Origin of the sequence: Streptomyces sp. NPDC048479 (assembly GCF_040651435.1) — a bacterium.
Lineage (GTDB): Bacteria > Actinomycetota > Actinomycetes > Streptomycetales > Streptomycetaceae > Streptomyces.
The window spans coordinates 1-15,785 of record NZ_JBEZKA010000013.1 but is presented as its reverse complement, the minus strand read 5'-3'; the positions used below and the strand labels follow the sequence as shown (position 1 = coordinate 15,785).

Annotated in this window: 14 protein-coding genes and 3 pseudogenes; 9 read left to right on the top strand and 8 right to left on the bottom strand. The window is 68.6% G+C overall.

All coding sequences use genetic code 11. From position 1 onward, the window contains the following. Nucleotides 1-107: 107 nt before the first annotated feature. Nucleotides 108-1,544 (bottom strand): SpoIIE family protein phosphatase, encoded by a 1,437-nt coding sequence (locus AB0D12_RS20925; protein ID WP_362684744.1) that lies wholly within the window; start codon nucleotides 1,542-1,544, stop codon nucleotides 108-110. 450 nt (nucleotides 1,545-1,994) lie between these two features. Next, on the bottom strand, nucleotides 1,995-2,567 hold the full coding sequence (locus AB0D12_RS20920) for a DM13 domain-containing protein (protein ID WP_362684741.1): 573 nt from the start codon (nucleotides 2,565-2,567) through the stop codon (nucleotides 1,995-1,997). Between the two features lie 202 nt (nucleotides 2,568-2,769). Between AB0D12_RS20920 and AB0D12_RS20915 the strand changes: the two genes are divergently transcribed. After that, nucleotides 2,770-3,330, top strand: coding sequence for a GNAT family N-acetyltransferase (locus AB0D12_RS20915; RefSeq protein ID WP_362684738.1), 561 nt, complete (start codon nucleotides 2,770-2,772; stop codon nucleotides 3,328-3,330). A gap of 67 nt (nucleotides 3,331-3,397) precedes the next feature. On the opposite strand, the gene AB0D12_RS20910 is transcribed toward AB0D12_RS20915, so the two are convergent. Then, the gene (locus tag AB0D12_RS20910) at nucleotides 3,398-3,805 is read right to left on the bottom strand and encodes a RidA family protein (protein WP_362684735.1); all 408 of its coding nucleotides are present in this window, start codon (nucleotides 3,803-3,805) and stop codon (nucleotides 3,398-3,400) included. 110 nt (nucleotides 3,806-3,915) lie between these two features. Between AB0D12_RS20910 and AB0D12_RS20905 the strand changes: the two genes are divergently transcribed. The 3 genes from AB0D12_RS20905 to AB0D12_RS20895 all read left to right on the top strand — a co-directional run bounded on the left by AB0D12_RS20905 (nucleotide 3,916) and on the right by AB0D12_RS20895 (nucleotide 6,644). Next, on the top strand, nucleotides 3,916-4,296 hold the full coding sequence (locus AB0D12_RS20905; protein ID WP_362684732.1) for a helix-turn-helix domain-containing protein: 381 nt from the start codon (nucleotides 3,916-3,918) through the stop codon (nucleotides 4,294-4,296). A gap of 144 nt (nucleotides 4,297-4,440) precedes the next feature. Then, entirely contained in the window at nucleotides 4,441-5,091 is a 651-nt protein-coding gene (locus tag AB0D12_RS20900) for a TMEM175 family protein (RefSeq protein WP_362684729.1), read from the top strand. Between the two features lie 329 nt (nucleotides 5,092-5,420). Next, on the top strand, nucleotides 5,421-6,644 hold the full coding sequence (locus tag AB0D12_RS20895) for an alpha/beta hydrolase (RefSeq protein ID WP_362684726.1): 1,224 nt from the start codon (nucleotides 5,421-5,423) through the stop codon (nucleotides 6,642-6,644). A 25-nt stretch (nucleotides 6,645-6,669) separates the two neighbouring features. Here the strand turns inward: AB0D12_RS20895 and AB0D12_RS20890 are convergent, their stop codons facing one another. Both AB0D12_RS20890 and AB0D12_RS20885 read right to left on the bottom strand, forming a co-directional pair. After that, nucleotides 6,670-7,665: an NAD(P)-dependent alcohol dehydrogenase gene (locus AB0D12_RS20890; protein WP_362684723.1), complete on the bottom strand. Its 996-nt coding sequence runs from the start codon at nucleotides 7,663-7,665 to the stop codon at nucleotides 6,670-6,672. A gap of 380 nt (nucleotides 7,666-8,045) precedes the next feature. Continuing rightward, on the bottom strand, nucleotides 8,046-9,194 hold the full coding sequence (locus tag AB0D12_RS20885; protein WP_362684720.1) for an agmatine deiminase family protein: 1,149 nt from the start codon (nucleotides 9,192-9,194) through the stop codon (nucleotides 8,046-8,048). Between the two features lie 100 nt (nucleotides 9,195-9,294). On the opposite strand from AB0D12_RS20885, the gene AB0D12_RS20880 reads away from it, so the two are divergent. The 4 genes and pseudogenes from AB0D12_RS20880 to AB0D12_RS20865 form a co-directional block, all read left to right on the top strand. Continuing rightward, entirely contained in the window at nucleotides 9,295-9,870 is a 576-nt protein-coding gene (locus AB0D12_RS20880; RefSeq protein ID WP_362684717.1) for a TetR/AcrR family transcriptional regulator, read from the top strand. 354 nt (nucleotides 9,871-10,224) lie between these two features. Continuing rightward, nucleotides 10,225-10,500, top strand: a pseudogene (locus AB0D12_RS20875) (NAD-dependent DNA ligase LigA); the annotation flags it as partial. A 254-nt stretch (nucleotides 10,501-10,754) separates the two neighbouring features. Next, nucleotides 10,755-11,480 (top strand): siderophore-interacting protein, encoded by a 726-nt coding sequence (locus AB0D12_RS20870; protein ID WP_362684714.1) that lies wholly within the window; start codon nucleotides 10,755-10,757, stop codon nucleotides 11,478-11,480. A 173-nt stretch (nucleotides 11,481-11,653) separates the two neighbouring features. After that, nucleotides 11,654-11,761 (top strand): annotated as a pseudogene (locus AB0D12_RS20865) (carboxymuconolactone decarboxylase family protein); the annotation flags it as partial. Here the strand turns inward: AB0D12_RS20865 and AB0D12_RS20860 are convergent. After that, complete coding sequence (locus AB0D12_RS20860; RefSeq protein ID WP_362684711.1) at nucleotides 11,733-12,491, bottom strand: TioE family transcriptional regulator; 759 nt, start codon at nucleotides 12,489-12,491, stop codon at nucleotides 11,733-11,735. The pseudogene AB0D12_RS20865 and the gene AB0D12_RS20860 sit on opposite strands and share 29 nt — an antisense overlap. A gap of 58 nt (nucleotides 12,492-12,549) precedes the next feature. Between AB0D12_RS20860 and AB0D12_RS20855 the strand changes: the two genes are divergently transcribed. After that, nucleotides 12,550-13,767, top strand: a complete 1,218-nt coding sequence (locus AB0D12_RS20855; RefSeq protein WP_362684708.1) for an erythromycin esterase family protein — start codon at nucleotides 12,550-12,552, stop codon at nucleotides 13,765-13,767. Between the two features lie 81 nt (nucleotides 13,768-13,848). Here AB0D12_RS20855 and AB0D12_RS20850 read toward each other — a convergent pair. Both AB0D12_RS20850 and AB0D12_RS20845 read right to left on the bottom strand, forming a co-directional pair. Next, nucleotides 13,849-14,194 (bottom strand): annotated as a pseudogene (locus AB0D12_RS20850) (site-specific integrase); the annotation flags it as partial. Between the two features lie 47 nt (nucleotides 14,195-14,241). Further along, the gene (locus AB0D12_RS20845; protein ID WP_362684705.1) at nucleotides 14,242-15,714 is read right to left on the bottom strand and encodes a Xaa-Pro dipeptidyl-peptidase; all 1,473 of its coding nucleotides are present in this window, start codon (nucleotides 15,712-15,714) and stop codon (nucleotides 14,242-14,244) included. Nucleotides 15,715-15,785: the final 71 nt, after the last annotated feature.

Here is a 15,785-nt window from a genome sequence, read left to right as displayed (position 1 = left end):
ACCACTTCCAGCGAACCACCATAGATCCAGCAGCCTGGATCGGTTCAAGCGATCCAGGCGTGCCCAATCACCAGGAAGCAGTTCCGCCGAGCGCCGGTAGGCGCGTTCTACGCGCCGATCCTCGCGACCATCACACAGGCGTCGTGCTCGCGGTCGTTCTCACCGAACTCCTCGACGACCGTCCGTACGCACTCCTGTGCGTCACGGGCCCCGCTGAACCGCGGTGCCAGCGCGAGCAGCCGGTCCGTGTCGCCCTCCTCGGCAGCGCTCGTGCGCGTCAGCCCGTCGGTGTGCAGGATCAGCAGATCGCCGGGGAGCAGCTGCACCTCGGCCTGCTCGTACGTGGCGGCGGACCTCGCTCCGAGCAGCACCCCGTCGGGCGGCGTCAGCGCACGCCCCGTCCCGTTGCGGAACAGCAGCGGGGCGGGGTGTCCTGCCTGCGCCCAGGTGAGGGTTCGTCCGGCCGGGTTGTAGCGGCAGCACACCGCGCTGCCCAGGGCGGGCTGGACCGAGGTCTCCAGCAGGTGATTGAGATGCGCCATCAGCGGCCCGGGCCGGATCCCGGCCACGGCCATTCCGCGCAGGGCGCCGAGCAGCATCGCCGTCGTCGAGGTCGCGGTCACGCCGTGCCCGGTGAGGTCGCCGACGCTCAACAGCGAATCGTCGCCCGGAAGTTGGATCGCGTCGTACCAGTCGCCGCCGATCAGCGCGCTGTTGGTGGACGGCAGATAGTGCGCGGATACGTCCAGCGCGGTGGGTCCGTCGAGCGGGAACTGCAGGGAACCGCGCCAGGGCGGAAGTACAGCTTCCTGCAGTTCGACCGCGAGCCGGCGCTCGGTCTGTACGAAGTGCTGCCGGCGCTGCAGCGAGTCACGGGTCTCACTCACCGCGCGCTGGCTGCGGCGCAGCTCGCTCACGTCCCGGAGCACGGCCCACATGGAGGCGGTGGAGCCGTCGGCGTCCAGTACGGGCTCGCCCATCATGTGCACCGTACGGACCCGCCCGTCGGCCCGGACCATGCGGAATTCGCCGTCGATGGGGCGGCCGTCGACGAGGCAGTCCGTCACCAGCGCGGTCAGCAGCGCCTGGTCCTCCGCGAACACGATGGCCGGCAGTTCGTCCAGGGACATGGGGCCGCTCTCCGGGGAGCGGCCGAGGATCTGGTACAGCTCGTCGGACCAGTTGACCTCGTCGGTCAGGAGATTCCACTCGGCGCTGCCGACGCGGCTGAGCAGCGAACCGGTGCGCTGGGCGTGGTCCGCCTCGTATTCGGCGAGCTCCTCCTCGAAGGCGTCGACGGCTTCCTCCGGCAGCCCTTCCTTGAGCTGTCCCAGGTGGCTGCCGAGATCGTCGAGATGGTGCACCGCCAGGTCGCACAGGGCCCGCTGCCACCGCCCCTGCGGGTCGCCATCGTCCACCACGGCGTCCCGTCGCACGGCGTCCACGTCGCCACGCAGCCGACGCGTCTGAGAGATCAGCGCGTCGACGCTGCCGCGCTCGGGCGGCTGCGGGGCGGGACGGTCCGCGAACACATGGGACGGCATGTCGTACTCCGATACAGGCGCGGCCACTGCCAGGTCCGAATTAGTGGACCTGTTACGACTGTTGCACAGGGAGCGAGGGCCCGTAAGGGATTTGGCAACACTCGATACGGTGGTGCCTCTGTCATATGTCACAGGCCGTCCAATTGCCCCGGGCCGCCGTGCACACCGTTGTATCACCGTTGTATCCCGGCCCGAGCAAGACTGGAGCCTGTTGTGCAACGCTGCGGCCTGAGAGGGTGAGTGCGATGGCCAAGGCTCCGCAGATCCGAGTCCGCAAACCGGTGCGGAGCAAGCCCGCCCGCGATCTCGACCTGCGGACCCCGTCGGGGAGAGTGCTTCCGTTCTGAGGGGCGCCTGCCCGTATGCGGGCCGTGCAGCAGCCCAGCAGCTCCCGTGGACGGCGGTGCCGAGCGGAATCAAGTACACGGCGGAACCCGGTACGGAGCGGAATCAGGTACGTGCGAGCGCGGCCGCGCCGAAGGAGACGTCGAACCGGTCGCACCAGATGCTGACGCTGGTGTAGTGCTTCAGATCCAGATCGGCGGGCAGGGTGTAGTTCTGGTCCCCCTTGTTTCCCTTGAGCTTGCCCAGGCTGACGTACTTCCCGTCGTCGAAGACGCGCCAGCCGGCGGTGCCGTCCTTCACCGCGGCATCGGTGATCCACACCCGCAGATCGGGGCCGTTGCTCGTATCGAGGTTCTCCAGCCTGAGCGTGCGCGTCCCATCGGCCAGCTGCAGTACCTTCACCGAGCCACGCGTACGGTGCTCATGGCTGATCAGCTCGCCGGAAGCCAGTGTCCGCGGCGTCGCAGGCGCCGGGGTCGTGGTCGCTCCGGCCGTGGGCTCGGCCGGGTCCGCCGGGCCCGGGGTGCCGGACGCCGTGGGGATCGCGTCCTTCACGGTCTCGTCCACCCACAGTTTCCACGGCTGGAACCAGTACAGCCCCACACCGGCCACTGCCAGACCGACGACCAGCGCTGCCACACCCCACGGTCTGCCGAGCCACTTCCGTATGCGCCCCACTGTCGTCTCCTGTCATCGCCGGTCCCGACCGGGCCTGCCCCGGCCCCCGCCTCGATTCAACGTCAGGACGAGCCGGCCGGAAGGGCTGAGCACGATGACGAAAGTCTTACGTCGTCCGGACCGGGCTTGGTGCGGCATCGCCCTGCGTGACCAGGACCGCTGAGGGATGATCAGGTGCAGACCGTACGAGGGGGAGACTTCGATGACCGTTGCCCTGCGCGTGCCCGCCACGCCATCCGCACCCGCCATGCTCATGCGCCCATGGCATGAAGAGGACTTGGCGGCACTGCTCGAGGCGTACCGCGATCCCGCCCTGCGGAGGTTCACCAGAGTGCTGGTGGAGAGCCACGACGACGCCTTGCGGTGGCTGGACGTCCGACAGCGGGGCTGGGACACGGGGGACTATCTCGGCTTCGCCGTGCTCGAGGAACGGGACGACGGCGACAGTGGCGAAGGCAGGCTCGTGGCCAATGTGGCGGTCGAACGAGCCGATCGCGCCGAGTCGTCCGGTGAAGTCGGCTACTGGACCGTGGCCGAAGCCCGGGGCCGCGGTGTGGCCCCGCGCGCCCTCGAGGCGGTCACGGTCTGGGCCTTCGACACCTTCGCCGACGACGGGCTCCAGCACCTGGAACTGCTCCATCAGGTGGACAACGCCGCCTCCTGCCGCGTCGCAGAGAAATGTGGATACGTCTACGAGTCGACGCTGCCGCCGTACCCCCCGTTCCCCCTCGACGGCCATCTGCACATCCGGAAGGCGCGGTAACGTGCCGTGCTTCGGCGGGCCGACCCCTTGGGGCCGTAGACCTGTGGTGGCGGCGAAGAACACCTGTTCAGTCGATGATCGCGGTGGCTTCGACCTCCACCAGGTGCTCGGGTACGTCCAGTGCCGCAACGCCCAGCAGCGAGGCAGGGGGTGTCGCGGTGACCCCCAGCTTCGCGGCCGCCCGACCGAGCCCCTCCATGAGCATGGGCATCTTGTCGGGGGTCCAGTCGACGACGTAGACGGTCAGTTTCGCCACATCGTCGAAGGAAGCGCCGACCTCGGCCAGGGCGGTGCCGATGTTGAGGTAGCACTGCTCGACCTGAGAGGCGAGGTCGCCTTCGCCGACCGTGACGCCGTCGACGTCCCAGGCGACCTGCCCGGCGATGAAGACCAGCTTCGACCCGGTCGCGATCGACACCTGCCGGTAGGCGTCGATTTCCGGCAATCCGTTGGGGTTCACCAGGGTGATGGCCATGCTGTCTGCCTCCATTTGCTACGAGAGTCGCTCTCTTGCGGTTACTCGGAAACCGTAGGAGAGTGGCCGCTGACATGGAAGAACGCACTTTTCGGTGACTGGGGAACCTGATGGTGACCAAGCAGTTCAGCGGCTCGCCCGAGGATGCGGACCTGAGGCGTGCGGACTCTCTGGCGCGGGAGATCTTCTCGGACGTCGCCAACAAGTGGGCGCTCCTGATCATCGAGGCCCTGGGCGAACGCACCCTGCGCTTCAGCGAGTTGCGGAACGAGATCGAGGGCGTCAGCCACAAGATGCTCACCCAGAACCTGCGCATGCTAGAGCGCTACGGTCTGATCGAGCGTACGGTGCACGCCGTCGTGCCGCCGCGTGTCGAGTACACCCTCACCGAGCCGGGCCAGGCCCTGCGGGTGACGATCGACGGACTGTGCGACTGGACCCACCGGTACCTCGGTCACATCGAGGCCTCCCGCAGCCGCTTCGACGCCTGACGGGTGGAGCACTCGCACGCGAAGCCATCGGCCGGGCCTCACTCGGGTGGTGGGCCGGTAACGGTGTGAGAGCGGAGGGCGGCTCAGCACGTTCAAGTGATCAATCGGAGCATTCTGGAGCATTCGACCCTAGGGTGGGCGGTTGTGAACGGCCACCAGCGAGTGCGGGACGACGAGGGGAGCGCGGCCCGACTCCTCGCGCTGTCGGACGGCGTGTTCGCCATCGCGATGACGCTGCTGGCGCTGGACATCACGCTGCCCGCCGGGCTGGATCCCGCTGGTTTCGAGCACGCGCTGGGGGATGTGATGCCCAACGTGTGGGCGTACGCCCTCAGCTTTCTGGTCATCGCGGCGTTCTGGCGGGGCCACCACCAGATCTTCCGGTACACGCGGGAGGTGGATGGGACGGTCATCAGGCTCGGGCTGCTGAGCCTGGGGCTGGTCGCTCTGATGCCCTTCCCTACCACCCTGCTGGCCGAGTACGGGGACGTGTCGCAGTCGGTGGCCGTCTATTCCGGCGCTGTCGCGGCCATGGGGGCCACACAGCTCGCGCTGACGGTCGCAGTGTGGAAGCGCCCGTGGCTGGGTAGCGCGGCGATGCCCGATCCCGTCGCGCGCAACAATGTGGCCGATCTGGCGTCGACGGTGCTGGTCTTCGCCGTCGCCGTGCCGCTCGCCTTCGTCTCCCCGGCGGGCGCGAAGTATTTTTGGCTGGTGCTGATCCCGGTCAAGTCGGTGACGGGCAGACGGGGCAAGCGCCTGCGCGCGGCCGCCCAGCAGTTCGGCGCCCGGTAGGACTCCGTCAGGTCGGCGTGGGGCTGGGGCACTTGCCTCCGCGCCGTTGAGGCACCCAGGGACTGCGTGAAGCGCCGTTCGGGGGAACGGGGGGTGTCGCGGACGGTGGGCGGGAGGCGAGGCTCGTACGTTCGGCTGGCATGACGAACGTATCGAGTGATCGCGCATCCGGCCCCACCCGCCGCACCGCGCTTGCAGGGCTCGCCGGTGGGGCCGGGACCGTGCTTGCCGCTGGGTGCACCCCGTCGGGCGCGTCGCCCGTGAATGCGCCCACTCCGAGTCGCGCGGCGTCGGCCTCCGCCCCGGCGGGCGGTCCCACGCCCGGGGCGATGACGCTCTTCAAGGACCCGGCCCTCAACTTCAACGGGCTCCTCGCGCTCGGCGGGTCCGGTTACGGCGCCGGTGAGGTGGGCGAGGTGCTCACCGCCGTGAACGCGATCAACAAGGCCGGCCTCTCCGCGCAGACGTACACCGAGACCTTCAAGAAACTCGGCGATCAGCTGATGGAGGCGCCCCAGGGCAGCAAGCCCGGGACGGAGACCACACGCTTCCGTGCGCTGCGGGCCGCGCAGTACTACGGCCAGGCACTGTTCTTCGTCCTCGGCTCCGACGATCCCGGCAGCGAGGAGCAGCTGTACAAAGCCGGGCGCGGCGCCTGGGACAAGTTCTGCGAGCTGTGCGACCCGGCACCAGTGACGGCGAGCATCCCGTACGGGAAGACCCCGCTGCCTGTGTGGCTCTTCCGGCCGGACGACTCCGGCGGACGGCGCCCCACCGTGATCCTCACGAACGGCAGCGACGGACAGAACGTCGACATGTGGACCTACGGCGTCGCGGCCGCTCTGGAGCGCGGCTGGAACGCACTCGTGTACGACGGGCCCGGCCAGGGGCAGTTGCTCTTCGTGGACCAGGTGGTCTTCACGCCGCACTGGGAGACCGTGGTCACGCCGCTCGTCGACTGGCTGGCCGCCCGCTCGGACGTGGACACGGGCAAGATCGCCCTGACCGGGCTGAGCATGGCCGGGGATCTGGCTCCCCGGGCCGCGGCCTTCGAGAACAGGATCGCCGCTCTGGTGGCGATGCCCGGCCTGCTGGCGCCCTGGCTGGGCTTTCCTCCGGAGCTCCGCAAGATCCTCACCCCGGACAAGGAGGAGACCAACAACATCTGGAACAAGGAGGTCGTCCCCGAGCTGCCGCCGTCCGCGGCCGCGACGATGAAGAAGCGCATCGAGCCCTTCTCCGTGCCGGCGATGCTCGACGCCCGCAAGGGCAAGATGTTCACCGACTTCTACACCCCCGCCAAACTCATCGAGTCGCTGGACATCACGAACGTCGTGGGCCGCATCAAGATGCCCACGCTTGTCCTCGACTACGACTACGAGCAGTTCTATCCCGGCCAGCCGCGCCAGATGTTCGACAAGCTGACGGCTCCCAAGGACTACGTGAAGCTCACCACGGCCACCGGCGCGCAACTGCACTGCTCCCCGATGGCCCCGCAGCAGCACTGCGAAGTCGTCTTCGACTGGCTGCAGGAGAAACTGTCAGGCAGCTGACTTCTGCGGCATGACATCCATCGCCTCACACGGTGATGACGACCTTGGCGCGTGCGTGCTCCACTTCGAGGTACCGGATGGCCTCGGGTACCTGGCTCAACGGATATGTCCGGTCGATGACCGGGGTGACCTTTCCCGACTCGGCGAGCTCCCTCAGCGCCGCCAGGTTCTCCTTGCCCGGCGACTCCGTGAGTGCGAGCAGCCGATGGCGGACAAAGGGTGACAGCGCCTGCCCTCTGATGAGGAGACCCATCGGCCCGACAGGACTGCCGCCGCCGGACACGCCTCCGCCGGACATGACGAGCGTCCCCGCGGGTGTCAGCGCGCGTCGGCATTCGGCCAGTGAACGGTTCCCCACCAGGTCGAACACGACGTCGTACCGCCGTCCGTTCCGGGCGAAGTCCTCCTCTGTGTAATCGATGACGTGGTCCGCGCCGAGCGATCGGACCAGGTCCATGTTTCTGGTGCTGCACACGCCGGTCACTTCCGTGCCGAACGACTTGGCGATCTGTACGGCGAACGTTCCCACGCCTCCTGACGCGCCGTTGACCAGGACGTGCTGTCCCGGTTGTACCCGCCCGACGTCGCGCAGGCCCATGAGGGCGGTGTTGCCCGCCAGCGGCACCGCGGCCGCCTGCTCGAAGGTCAGGTTGGCCGGTTTCGGCTCCACCATCTCGTCCGGGGCGCACACGTACTCGGCAAATGCTCCGTCGGCGTTGCCGAGGTCGCCGTACACCTCATCACCAGGACGGAACCGTGTCACGTCTGCGCCGACCGATTCCACCCGGCCCGCGAAGTCCCTGCCTCGTATCTGTCTCTTGGGCCCGCCGAACCCGAACACGGAGGGGAGCATCAGGCGCGCGACGTACGGGTCGCCGCGCATGACGTGCCAGTCGCGCGCGTTGACCGCCGCCGCGTGGACCCGTACGAGAACCTCTTTGGCGGCTGGCACCGGCTTGTCGAGCTCCCTGAGTTCCAAGACGTCAGGTGAGCCGTACCGGTCCTGGACAATTGCCTTCATCGGGTTCTCCATAACGAACGAGTTCGGTGCGGAAGGGCCGGCTGGCCGGAAAGCTCCGCACTCTCGCGACCGTAGACGAACGCCCTCGGCGCGGGCATCGGGGACCATCCCTAGGTGACGCACGGATCTCCCGCGGCCGACAGCCGCGGAACCGCCTCAGGGCAATCGAGGCGAAGTCGCCCGGGCGCCGCCGAACGCGCGGGCCGGGGCCGTGCTCACAAGGCGTTACGGCCCTGTGGCCACACAGGAGGCTCGGCCAGGCACTTGGGGCAGCACGGCTGGACGACGTCATGCAATACATGCCGCACCTCGCGCCGGCCGACACCGTTCGCCTGTACGTGGCACCGGACGACAAGGACTCGGTGTTCATGGCCGCAGCCTCACCGACGCGCTCGCCCCGCGGTCCTGGGGAGTTGCTGAGTGGAGCAGTGGATGCCGCCCCCTCCCTCGCCGAGGGTGTCGACGGGCAGTTGTATGACCTTCCGCCCCGGGTACAGATCGCGCACGATGGACCTGGCATCGCTGTCGGCCTTTTTGTCGCCGAAGCCGGGCATGATGACCGCACCGTTGACCACGTAGTAGTTCACGTAGCTGGCCAGGAATCCGTCCCCGCGGCGGCCGATGTCGACCGGTTCGGGCAGCTCGACAATTTCGAGCCGCTTGCCCCGAGCGTCCACGGCCCTGTCCAGGACCTTCCGGGCCTGATCGTAGGCGTCGGTCCAGACGTCCCGGGGGGCCTCCTCGTCCGGTGTGCTCATGACCACGACGCCGGGTTCGGAAAACCGCGCCAGCGCATCGATGTGGTAGTCCGTGATGTCCTTGCCCCTGACGCCGTCCACCCAGATCACCGCGGTGATGCCGAACAGAGCCTTGAGCGCCTGCTCTATGTCGTCGCGGGATTTGCCGGGATTGCGATTCCCGTTGACCAGAGAACTCTCGGTCGCCAAAAGGGTGCCCTTGCCGTCGACCTCGATCGAGCCGCCCTCACCGATGATCGGCGCATTGATCCTGGTGATGTGCTCGTCGTCCAGGATCGCCTCTGCGACCTGACTGTCGCGGCCGTGGGCCTGCTTGTTACCCCAGCCGTTGAAGTTGAGGTCGACTCCGGCGATCCCATCGGGCCCGAGCACGATAGTCGGCCCGATGTCGCGCATCCACAGGTCGTCCACCGGAATCGGTACGACCTCCACCCCAGAGCCGCAGACCGTCCGAGCCGCCTTCACATCCTGGTCATTGGCCAGGAGGACCACCGGCTCGAACTCGGCAATCGTCCGCGCGATCCGCGCGATGTCCTCACGCACGCCGTAGATGTCCGACTTCCAGATCTGCCGGGTGGGCCATGACATGTAGGTCAGCTCGTGGGGGTGCGCCTCGTCGGGCATGCGCCATCCACCGGCCGGCGTCGCCCCCACGGGAGCAGCACTGCCGCTGCCCTGCGCAGGGCGGCTGCTGTCCTGGGTGCTGCAGGCACTCAGCGCCACGCCGAAGGCGGCCAGGGCCCCTGCCTGCAGAGTCTGACGTCTGGTCATTCGCAAGATCCAACCTCCTGACTGAAAATTTAGTCAGTGCGATAGTAGGGCATGATCAGACCCAGTCACATGTTGATCCTTGAGGCAGTGGGAGCACTCGATGCCGGACAGGCCCACCCAGATCCTCGAAGCCGCAGCCCGACTGATCGCCCGACGCGGCGTGCGCGGGCTGCGCGTTGAGGAAGTTTCCGCAGAGGCCGGCGTCTCGACCGCACTGATCTACTACCACTTCAAGGACCGCACCGGGCTGCTGCGCCGCACGCTGGAATTCATCAACCAGCGGGCCGTGCGCTACACCGACGCCGCCCTGGACCGCTCCGACGATCCGCGTACCCAACTCACCGAAATGCTGCTCCTGGAACTGCAGGACGACCCCCAGGTCAGGGAGAACAGTGCGGCCTGGGGCGAGTTCCGCGCCACCGCAATCTTCGACCTGGACCTGCGGGAACAGCTCGCCACCTCGACCAGGGAATGGGTTGAGGACCTCGCACACCTAGTGCGCCAGGCCCAGGCCGCCGGTCTGGCCAGCCCGGAGATCGCCCCGAGTGCCGCTGCCGAACGCCTCACCGCCCTGGTCGAGGGCCTGAGCGAACGATGGCTGAGCGGGACCACACCACTCCATCGCGCCCACGAGCTACTCCGTGACGCCATCGCCATGGAACTCCGCCAGCCATGACCTGCGCCGCGGACCTCATCCCCTACAGGGCTTGCCGTCTACCGGTCTCGCTTCGTCATGAGGCGCGGCGAGTCAGAGGCGCAGGCTGAACGAGGCACACGCAGTGATCCTTTGCGGAACCAGTCATGTACTCCGACGCCGGTGGCGTCGGCCAAAGACAGCCCACTTCGTCGGGCAGTCTCTCCGTCTCTGATCACACGGTCGAGGACCTCAGGCCGATCCCCACGTACCTGGACGCAGTCGCGTGACCGTCAGTGAGCGGGACGGAAACCTTTCGTGCGCTACTGAAATCTTCAGAGCCATCCGACAGCAACACGGCCTGCGGGGGACACAGCAACTGCCGGGACAACGAACGACATCATCCTCCGCATCGAGGCGCCCGTCGCCCATCTGCGCACGGGTGACGAGCAGCCGATCGTCTTCCCCGAGGTGTGCCCGCAGTGCGGCTCCGACATCGACACCTCCGAGCAGCGCCGGCGGTGTGTGCGGGGCCGCAACTGCCGCCTGGTGGCCTTCGTCTCGTACGCCGCAGGACGCGACCAGCTCGATATCGAGGGCCTCGGCGCCACCCGCGTCATCCAGCTCGTCGAGGCGGGTCTCGTCGCCGACTTCGCCGATCTGTTCACGGTGACCCCGCGAAAAACCTGCCCGGACCATCCGCTCGATGGCCTTTTGTTGCGGGCGTCCGGCTCGACGACAATCCGCGGGGTCGGCCAGCGCGAAGGCCGGTTCGGCCGCGTTCTCCGCCCGAAGGCGCGGGATCCCCCAGGGGCCCGGTAGATCCTTGCGCTCACTCTGCTCCTCGACTCCATTAGGTTAGGCTGGCCTAATTTGACGGACGGATGTTCGGGAGGCAATCCCGGGCCTGTGGGGAGGAGTACGTGGTGGGTCACGGCTGGGAGGGCGTCGTCCTCAAGTTGATGCGCGGCAAGGACTTCGAGTTCACCGTGACCGGGGCAGAGGAGATCACTGAGCATTTCCGACGGGTGCACTTCACCGACGGCGGAATGCTCGCACTGACGGGCGTGCACCCCACCATGTGGGTCCGCGTCTGGTTCGACAACGGCGGCAAGCCGCATCAGCGCGCGTACACCCTGGTGGATCCCGACCCCGTCGGCGGGACCTTCAGCCTGGAGTTCGCCCTGCATGACGGTTGCGCGAGCGACTGGGCGCGCAAGGCCCAGCCGGGCAACACGATCGAAGCGACACTCCAGGGCACAGGCTTCGCCACGCCCGACCCACAGCCGGCGCGTCTCCTCGTCGTCGGCGACCCGGCGTCGCTCCCCGCGATCAACTCCCTGCTCGACGCGCTTCCGCAGGTGCCCGCGACCATCTGGTTCGAGACGACGCACGAATCGGACCACAATCTGCCGCTACGGCTGGACCCCGCCCACCACGAACTGCTCAGGATCCCCCGCCGCGACGCCGGCGCCCACCTGGTCGAGGAGGTGAAGACCGCTCTGCCGGGCCTGATCCATGACGCGGCCGGCGCTTACGTCTGGATCGCCTGCGAGACAACCACAACCCGGGCCCTCATCACGTATGTACGCAAGGACCTGGGCCTGCCGAAGGACCGTGTCAATGCCCTCGGATACTGGCGCACCGCTTGAGTGCCGGCTCAGCAGCGACTGCTGGGAGCCGTCAACTTCCTCCGGTGCTGGAGTACTTCGTCGGCTGACGCGCGCCGACGGCGGGGAGACACGGGTCGCATCCGTCCATGTCGCAGGGGGTGGGCCACCCCGTCTCAGGGGTGTAGCCACTGACGACCACGGAGGAGCACACCATGGACGCGCGACTGAACTGCTTCGCCGGCCCGACCGCCGGCAATGCCCTCAAGCACCTCATGTCGGCGGGCAAGGCGATTAAGGACTCGCCGCTGCCGGCCGCGACGCGCGCTCGCGGAGGTACGCCTCCAGCTCGGCGGCCCCGGTCAGCATCGCGCGCCCGCGGGCGGACAGCCGGCCGCGCCAGTCGCACAGCGCGGCCTCCAGCGGTTCCAGTCCGCCGGCCGCCCGCACCTGGGCGATCAGCGGGGCGATCTGCTCCAGCAAGTAGCCGCCCCGCCTGAGCTGGTGGGCCAGCCGGGCGTCCCGTACGTCGGCCTCGTCGTAGACGCGGTACCCGGTCAGCGGGTCGCGGCGCGGGCGCACCAGCCCGGCGCGCTCCCATTTGCGCAGCGTCGCGGGCCGGAGTCCGAGCTCCCCTGCCAGCGGCCCGATGAACGTGCCGCCGGGCCCGGACACCGCAGCGTCGGGTTCGGACGCCGTGGTGGGCGCCAGGTCGCGGAGGGCGTTCTCCACGGCCTGGAGTGTCCGCCGGTCGTCGAGTAGCTGGGCGTGGCTCTCGTCGATGAGGCGGAAGGCCTCATCGACCGCGCCCCGGTTCACGGCCTGCATGATCGACGTCGCGGTCTGGTGGCTGTGGCCGGGCACCAGGGCGAGGAACGCGCCCAGGGCCCGCGCGTGCAGCGGGGTATAGGTGCGGTAACCGTGGGGTGTGCGACCGGCGGCCGGCAGGATGCCGGCCTCCTCGTAGTTCCTGATGGCCTGCGTGGACAGACCGTGCCCGCGCGCCAGGTCAATCGGCCTGAGCTGCCCGCCGCTTTGAAGGTTTCTCCCCATGGAGCTGACGATATCGCGGGAAAGTTTCAACCGAAGGTTCAACGATACCGTTGAAGGCATGGCTACTGACACCAAGGACACCGCCCATGCCGTCGAGGCCGCCGCCGTCATGAGGCTGCTCCCCGCCCGGCCCCGGCTGCTCGCCCTGGGCGAGCCCACCCACGGCGAGGACGCTCTGCTCGACCTGCGCAACGAGCTCTTCCGGCAGCTTGTCGAGCAGGAGGGCTACCGGACGATCGCGATCGAGAGCGACTGCATGATGGGCCTGGTCGTCGACGACTACGTCACCTCGGGCACGGGCACCCTCGACGAAGTCATGGAGCAGGGAATCAGCCACGGCTGGGGCACCTCCGCGGCCAACCGCGAGCTCGTGCGCTGGATGCGCGCCTACAACGTCCGTGCCGACAACGACGGCCGACCCGCGTCCGAGCGGCTCCGCTTCGCCGGTTTCGACGGCCCGCTGGAGATCACCCACGCCGCGAGCCCCCGGCAGGCACTCACCGCACTCCACGGCTACCTCGCGGCCGGGGTGGACGCGGACCTGCTCCCCTGCACCGCGGACACACTCGACCGCCTGCTCGGCGCCGACGACCGGTGGACCAATCCCGCCGCGATGATGGACCCGTCCCAGTCCACGGGGCAGTCGGCCGAGGCCGGCCAACTGCGGCTGCTCGCCGACGATCTGGTGGCACTGCTCGACCAGCAGACGCCGCACCTGCTCGTGACGACCTCGCGGGACGACTGGGACCGGGCGCGCCTGTACGGGCGCACCGCGACCGGCCTGCTGCGCTACCACCACTGGATGGCCGACACCTCACCGGCCCGCATGACCTGGTTGGTGGGCGTCCGGGACCAGATGATGGCCCACAACCTCCTCGCCGTCGCCGAACGGGGCCCGGCACTCGTCCACGCTCAGAACGCCCATCTCCAACGGGCCAAGAGCTCGATGCGGATGGGCGGGATGCCGCTGGAGTGGTGGAGCGCCGGTGCGCTGGTGAGCGCCCAGCTCGGCGAGGAGTACGCGTTCGTGGCCACGGCCCTCGGCACGATCCGGCACCAGGGAGTGGACACGCCGCCGCCGGACACCGTCGAAGGACTCCTGTACGCGCTCCCGGAGGACCGCTGCGTCATCGACGCCCCGCGGCTGGCCACCGCCCTCGGCGACACACGGCCCGCGCCCCGCGTATCCCCCTGGTTCGGCTACGCCCCGCTTGACCCGGCCCACCTGGCGGACAGCGACGGCATCGTGTTCGTCAAGGACGTCCCGCAGAGCTAGGGCCACCATCAGCAGTCCGGCCTGTCGGGGCGCCTCGGAGGCGCGGGCGGCGTCCTGGCCGTCAACGGCGAATACGACCGCTCAGCGCCGGGCGCCCCCGGGTGCCAGCAGGCTGGTGACCTCCGCGATGGCCTCCGGTGACGGCTTGAAGTACCGCTTCACGTTTCCGGCTTGCGTGCCTCGACTTGGCCGTGAGCATCAGCAGGCTCGCTCCGGCCTCCCCGAGGTGGGTCATGCCGAAGTGCCTCCACTCGTGCGGGTCCCAGCCGGTGCCCTGCCCGGCCGACGCGGTGTGCTGGTCCAGCAGCGCGGGGGCCTGCCCGTACGACAGGCGGGCCGGCCCGGTGTCCGGGCGCACATCGCGCGGCGAGACGACCTTGCCGGGGCCAGGGCGGCGGTGGGTGACGAACACCGGGCCGCGGCGGCGAGCCGGGCACTATCGGCCGGCCCGCCGCCGCGAGGCCCCAGCGGCTGCTACGGCGCGACCGGCAAGGTCACGCTGCTGACCCCGGTCCGTACCGTCATCCGGGTGCCGGCCGGGTAGCGGAGGGTGTAGTCGTAGTCCGTCGAGATCAGCACCACGCCCAGCCGGTGCCCCTTCTTGAAGACGTAGTCCTGCGGCTGCATTCCCCACTCCAGCCGGTACTCGCGTCCCTCCACCACCTTGTCCTGGCGTGCGATGGAGTCGCGGTTGCGGGCGTCCAGCCAGCCGCGCGACACGATCTTGAAATCGGCGGTCTCGGTACGGTGCTTCGTCCGGTACGCGCAGCCCGTGTCGCCAGGGATCCCCTCGCCGTAACAGACCTCCTGCGACGTGTCCGTGAGAGTCCCGGCCGTAGCGCGGGTGTCGGTGCCGTAGTCGACGAGCAGCGCCGTCACATAGGGCGATGTGCCGTCCAGCGAGGCGCGCACTGACACCTCGGGCACGCCGTTGACCCGCACATCCCTCGCCAGTGGGCCGGTGGCGTACGCGAGACGGTTCGCGTTCTTCCCGTCCGGATCGGTTACGAGTTGCTCCGCCGTGACCGTACGACCCGCGTCCGACAACGACTGCTTCACCGGCCAACTCGGCAGCGACGACAGGCCGTCCGCATTCAGCCGCAGCGTCACATCACGCGTGCCGCGCGCCGGCCAGTCGGACTGTTGGCGCCAGCTGAAGTCCGCCTGCTCGACGTCGACCGGCGGCGCCTCCAGCGCACCGTTGTCCAGGCCGTAGAGCCAGTAGTCGAACCACTGGTGCACCTGGCTCAGCCACTCCTCCATCCGCAGCGGCATCGGATTGATGTGACCCCCTTGGTGCAGCCACAACTTGCGTGGCACATGGTTCCTCTTCAGCGCCTCCCACAGCTGCCCGGCGTTCTTGGTCTTCACATTCCAGTCGTTGAGGCCGTGCACGACGAAGACACCGGCTCTGATCCTCCCGATGTCCTTGAGGTAGTCACGCTCTTGCCAGAACGGGCTCCAGTCACCGGTCACCCGGTCCTGTTCCGCCGTCAGCCGGTCCAGGACCGGCTTGCAGATTTCGCGGTCGGCGCGGCTGTACACGTACTTGGCGAGTACATCGGTGTCCTCTCCCTGGTAGCCGCCCGGCGCCACGACGCCGCCGTTGGCCCGGTAGTAGTCGTACCAGGAGGAGATCCCGGAGATCGGCACGATCGCCTTCAAACCCTCAACACCGGTGGTCGCCACCGCCGTTGGCAGAGTGCCGTTGTACGAGATGCCCATCATCGCCGCATTGCCCGTCGACCAGGCCGCGCCGACCGGCTGTCCATTCAGGTCCCAGCCCTTCGCTCGGCCGTTCAGCCAGTCGACCGCAGCTTTCGCGCCGAGCGTCTCGTTGCGCCCGCCGGAGGTCGGGCAGCCGGTCGAGCCGCCGGTGCCGACGCTGTCGAGCTGCGCGACCGCGTAGCCGCGCGGCAGGAAGTAGATGCCCCTATGTTTCGTCAAGCGGCTGAAGGTGCCTGTGTGGCCGTCGGAGGCTGAATGTGCCGGTAGAGCTCGCGGGCCACGTAGCGTTT

Bases quoted from the DNA above. Each gene is read 5' to 3' on its own strand.
- AB0D12_RS20925 (WP_362684744.1), bottom strand. From the start codon at position 1,544: ATGCCGTCCCATGTGTTCGCGGACCGTCCCGCCCCGCAGCCGCCCGAG.
- AB0D12_RS20915 (WP_362684738.1), top strand. From the start codon at position 2,770: ATGACCGTTGCCCTGCGCGTGCCCGCCACGCCATCCGCACCCGCCATG.
- AB0D12_RS20910 (WP_362684735.1), bottom strand. From the start codon at position 3,805: ATGGCCATCACCCTGGTGAACCCCAACGGATTGCCGGAAATCGACGCC.
- AB0D12_RS20905 (WP_362684732.1), top strand. From the start codon at position 3,916: ATGGTGACCAAGCAGTTCAGCGGCTCGCCCGAGGATGCGGACCTGAGG.
- AB0D12_RS20895 (WP_362684726.1), top strand. From the start codon at position 5,421: ATGACGCTCTTCAAGGACCCGGCCCTCAACTTCAACGGGCTCCTCGCG.
- AB0D12_RS20890 (WP_362684723.1), bottom strand. From the start codon at position 7,665: ATGAAGGCAATTGTCCAGGACCGGTACGGCTCACCTGACGTCTTGGAA.
- AB0D12_RS20885 (WP_362684720.1), bottom strand. From the start codon at position 9,194: ATGACCAGACGTCAGACTCTGCAGGCAGGGGCCCTGGCCGCCTTCGGC.
- AB0D12_RS20880 (WP_362684717.1), top strand. From the start codon at position 9,295: ATGCCGGACAGGCCCACCCAGATCCTCGAAGCCGCAGCCCGACTGATC.
- AB0D12_RS20860 (WP_362684711.1), bottom strand. From the start codon at position 12,491: ATGGGGAGAAACCTTCAAAGCGGCGGGCAGCTCAGGCCGATTGACCTG.
- AB0D12_RS20855 (WP_362684708.1), top strand. From the start codon at position 12,550: ATGGCTACTGACACCAAGGACACCGCCCATGCCGTCGAGGCCGCCGCC.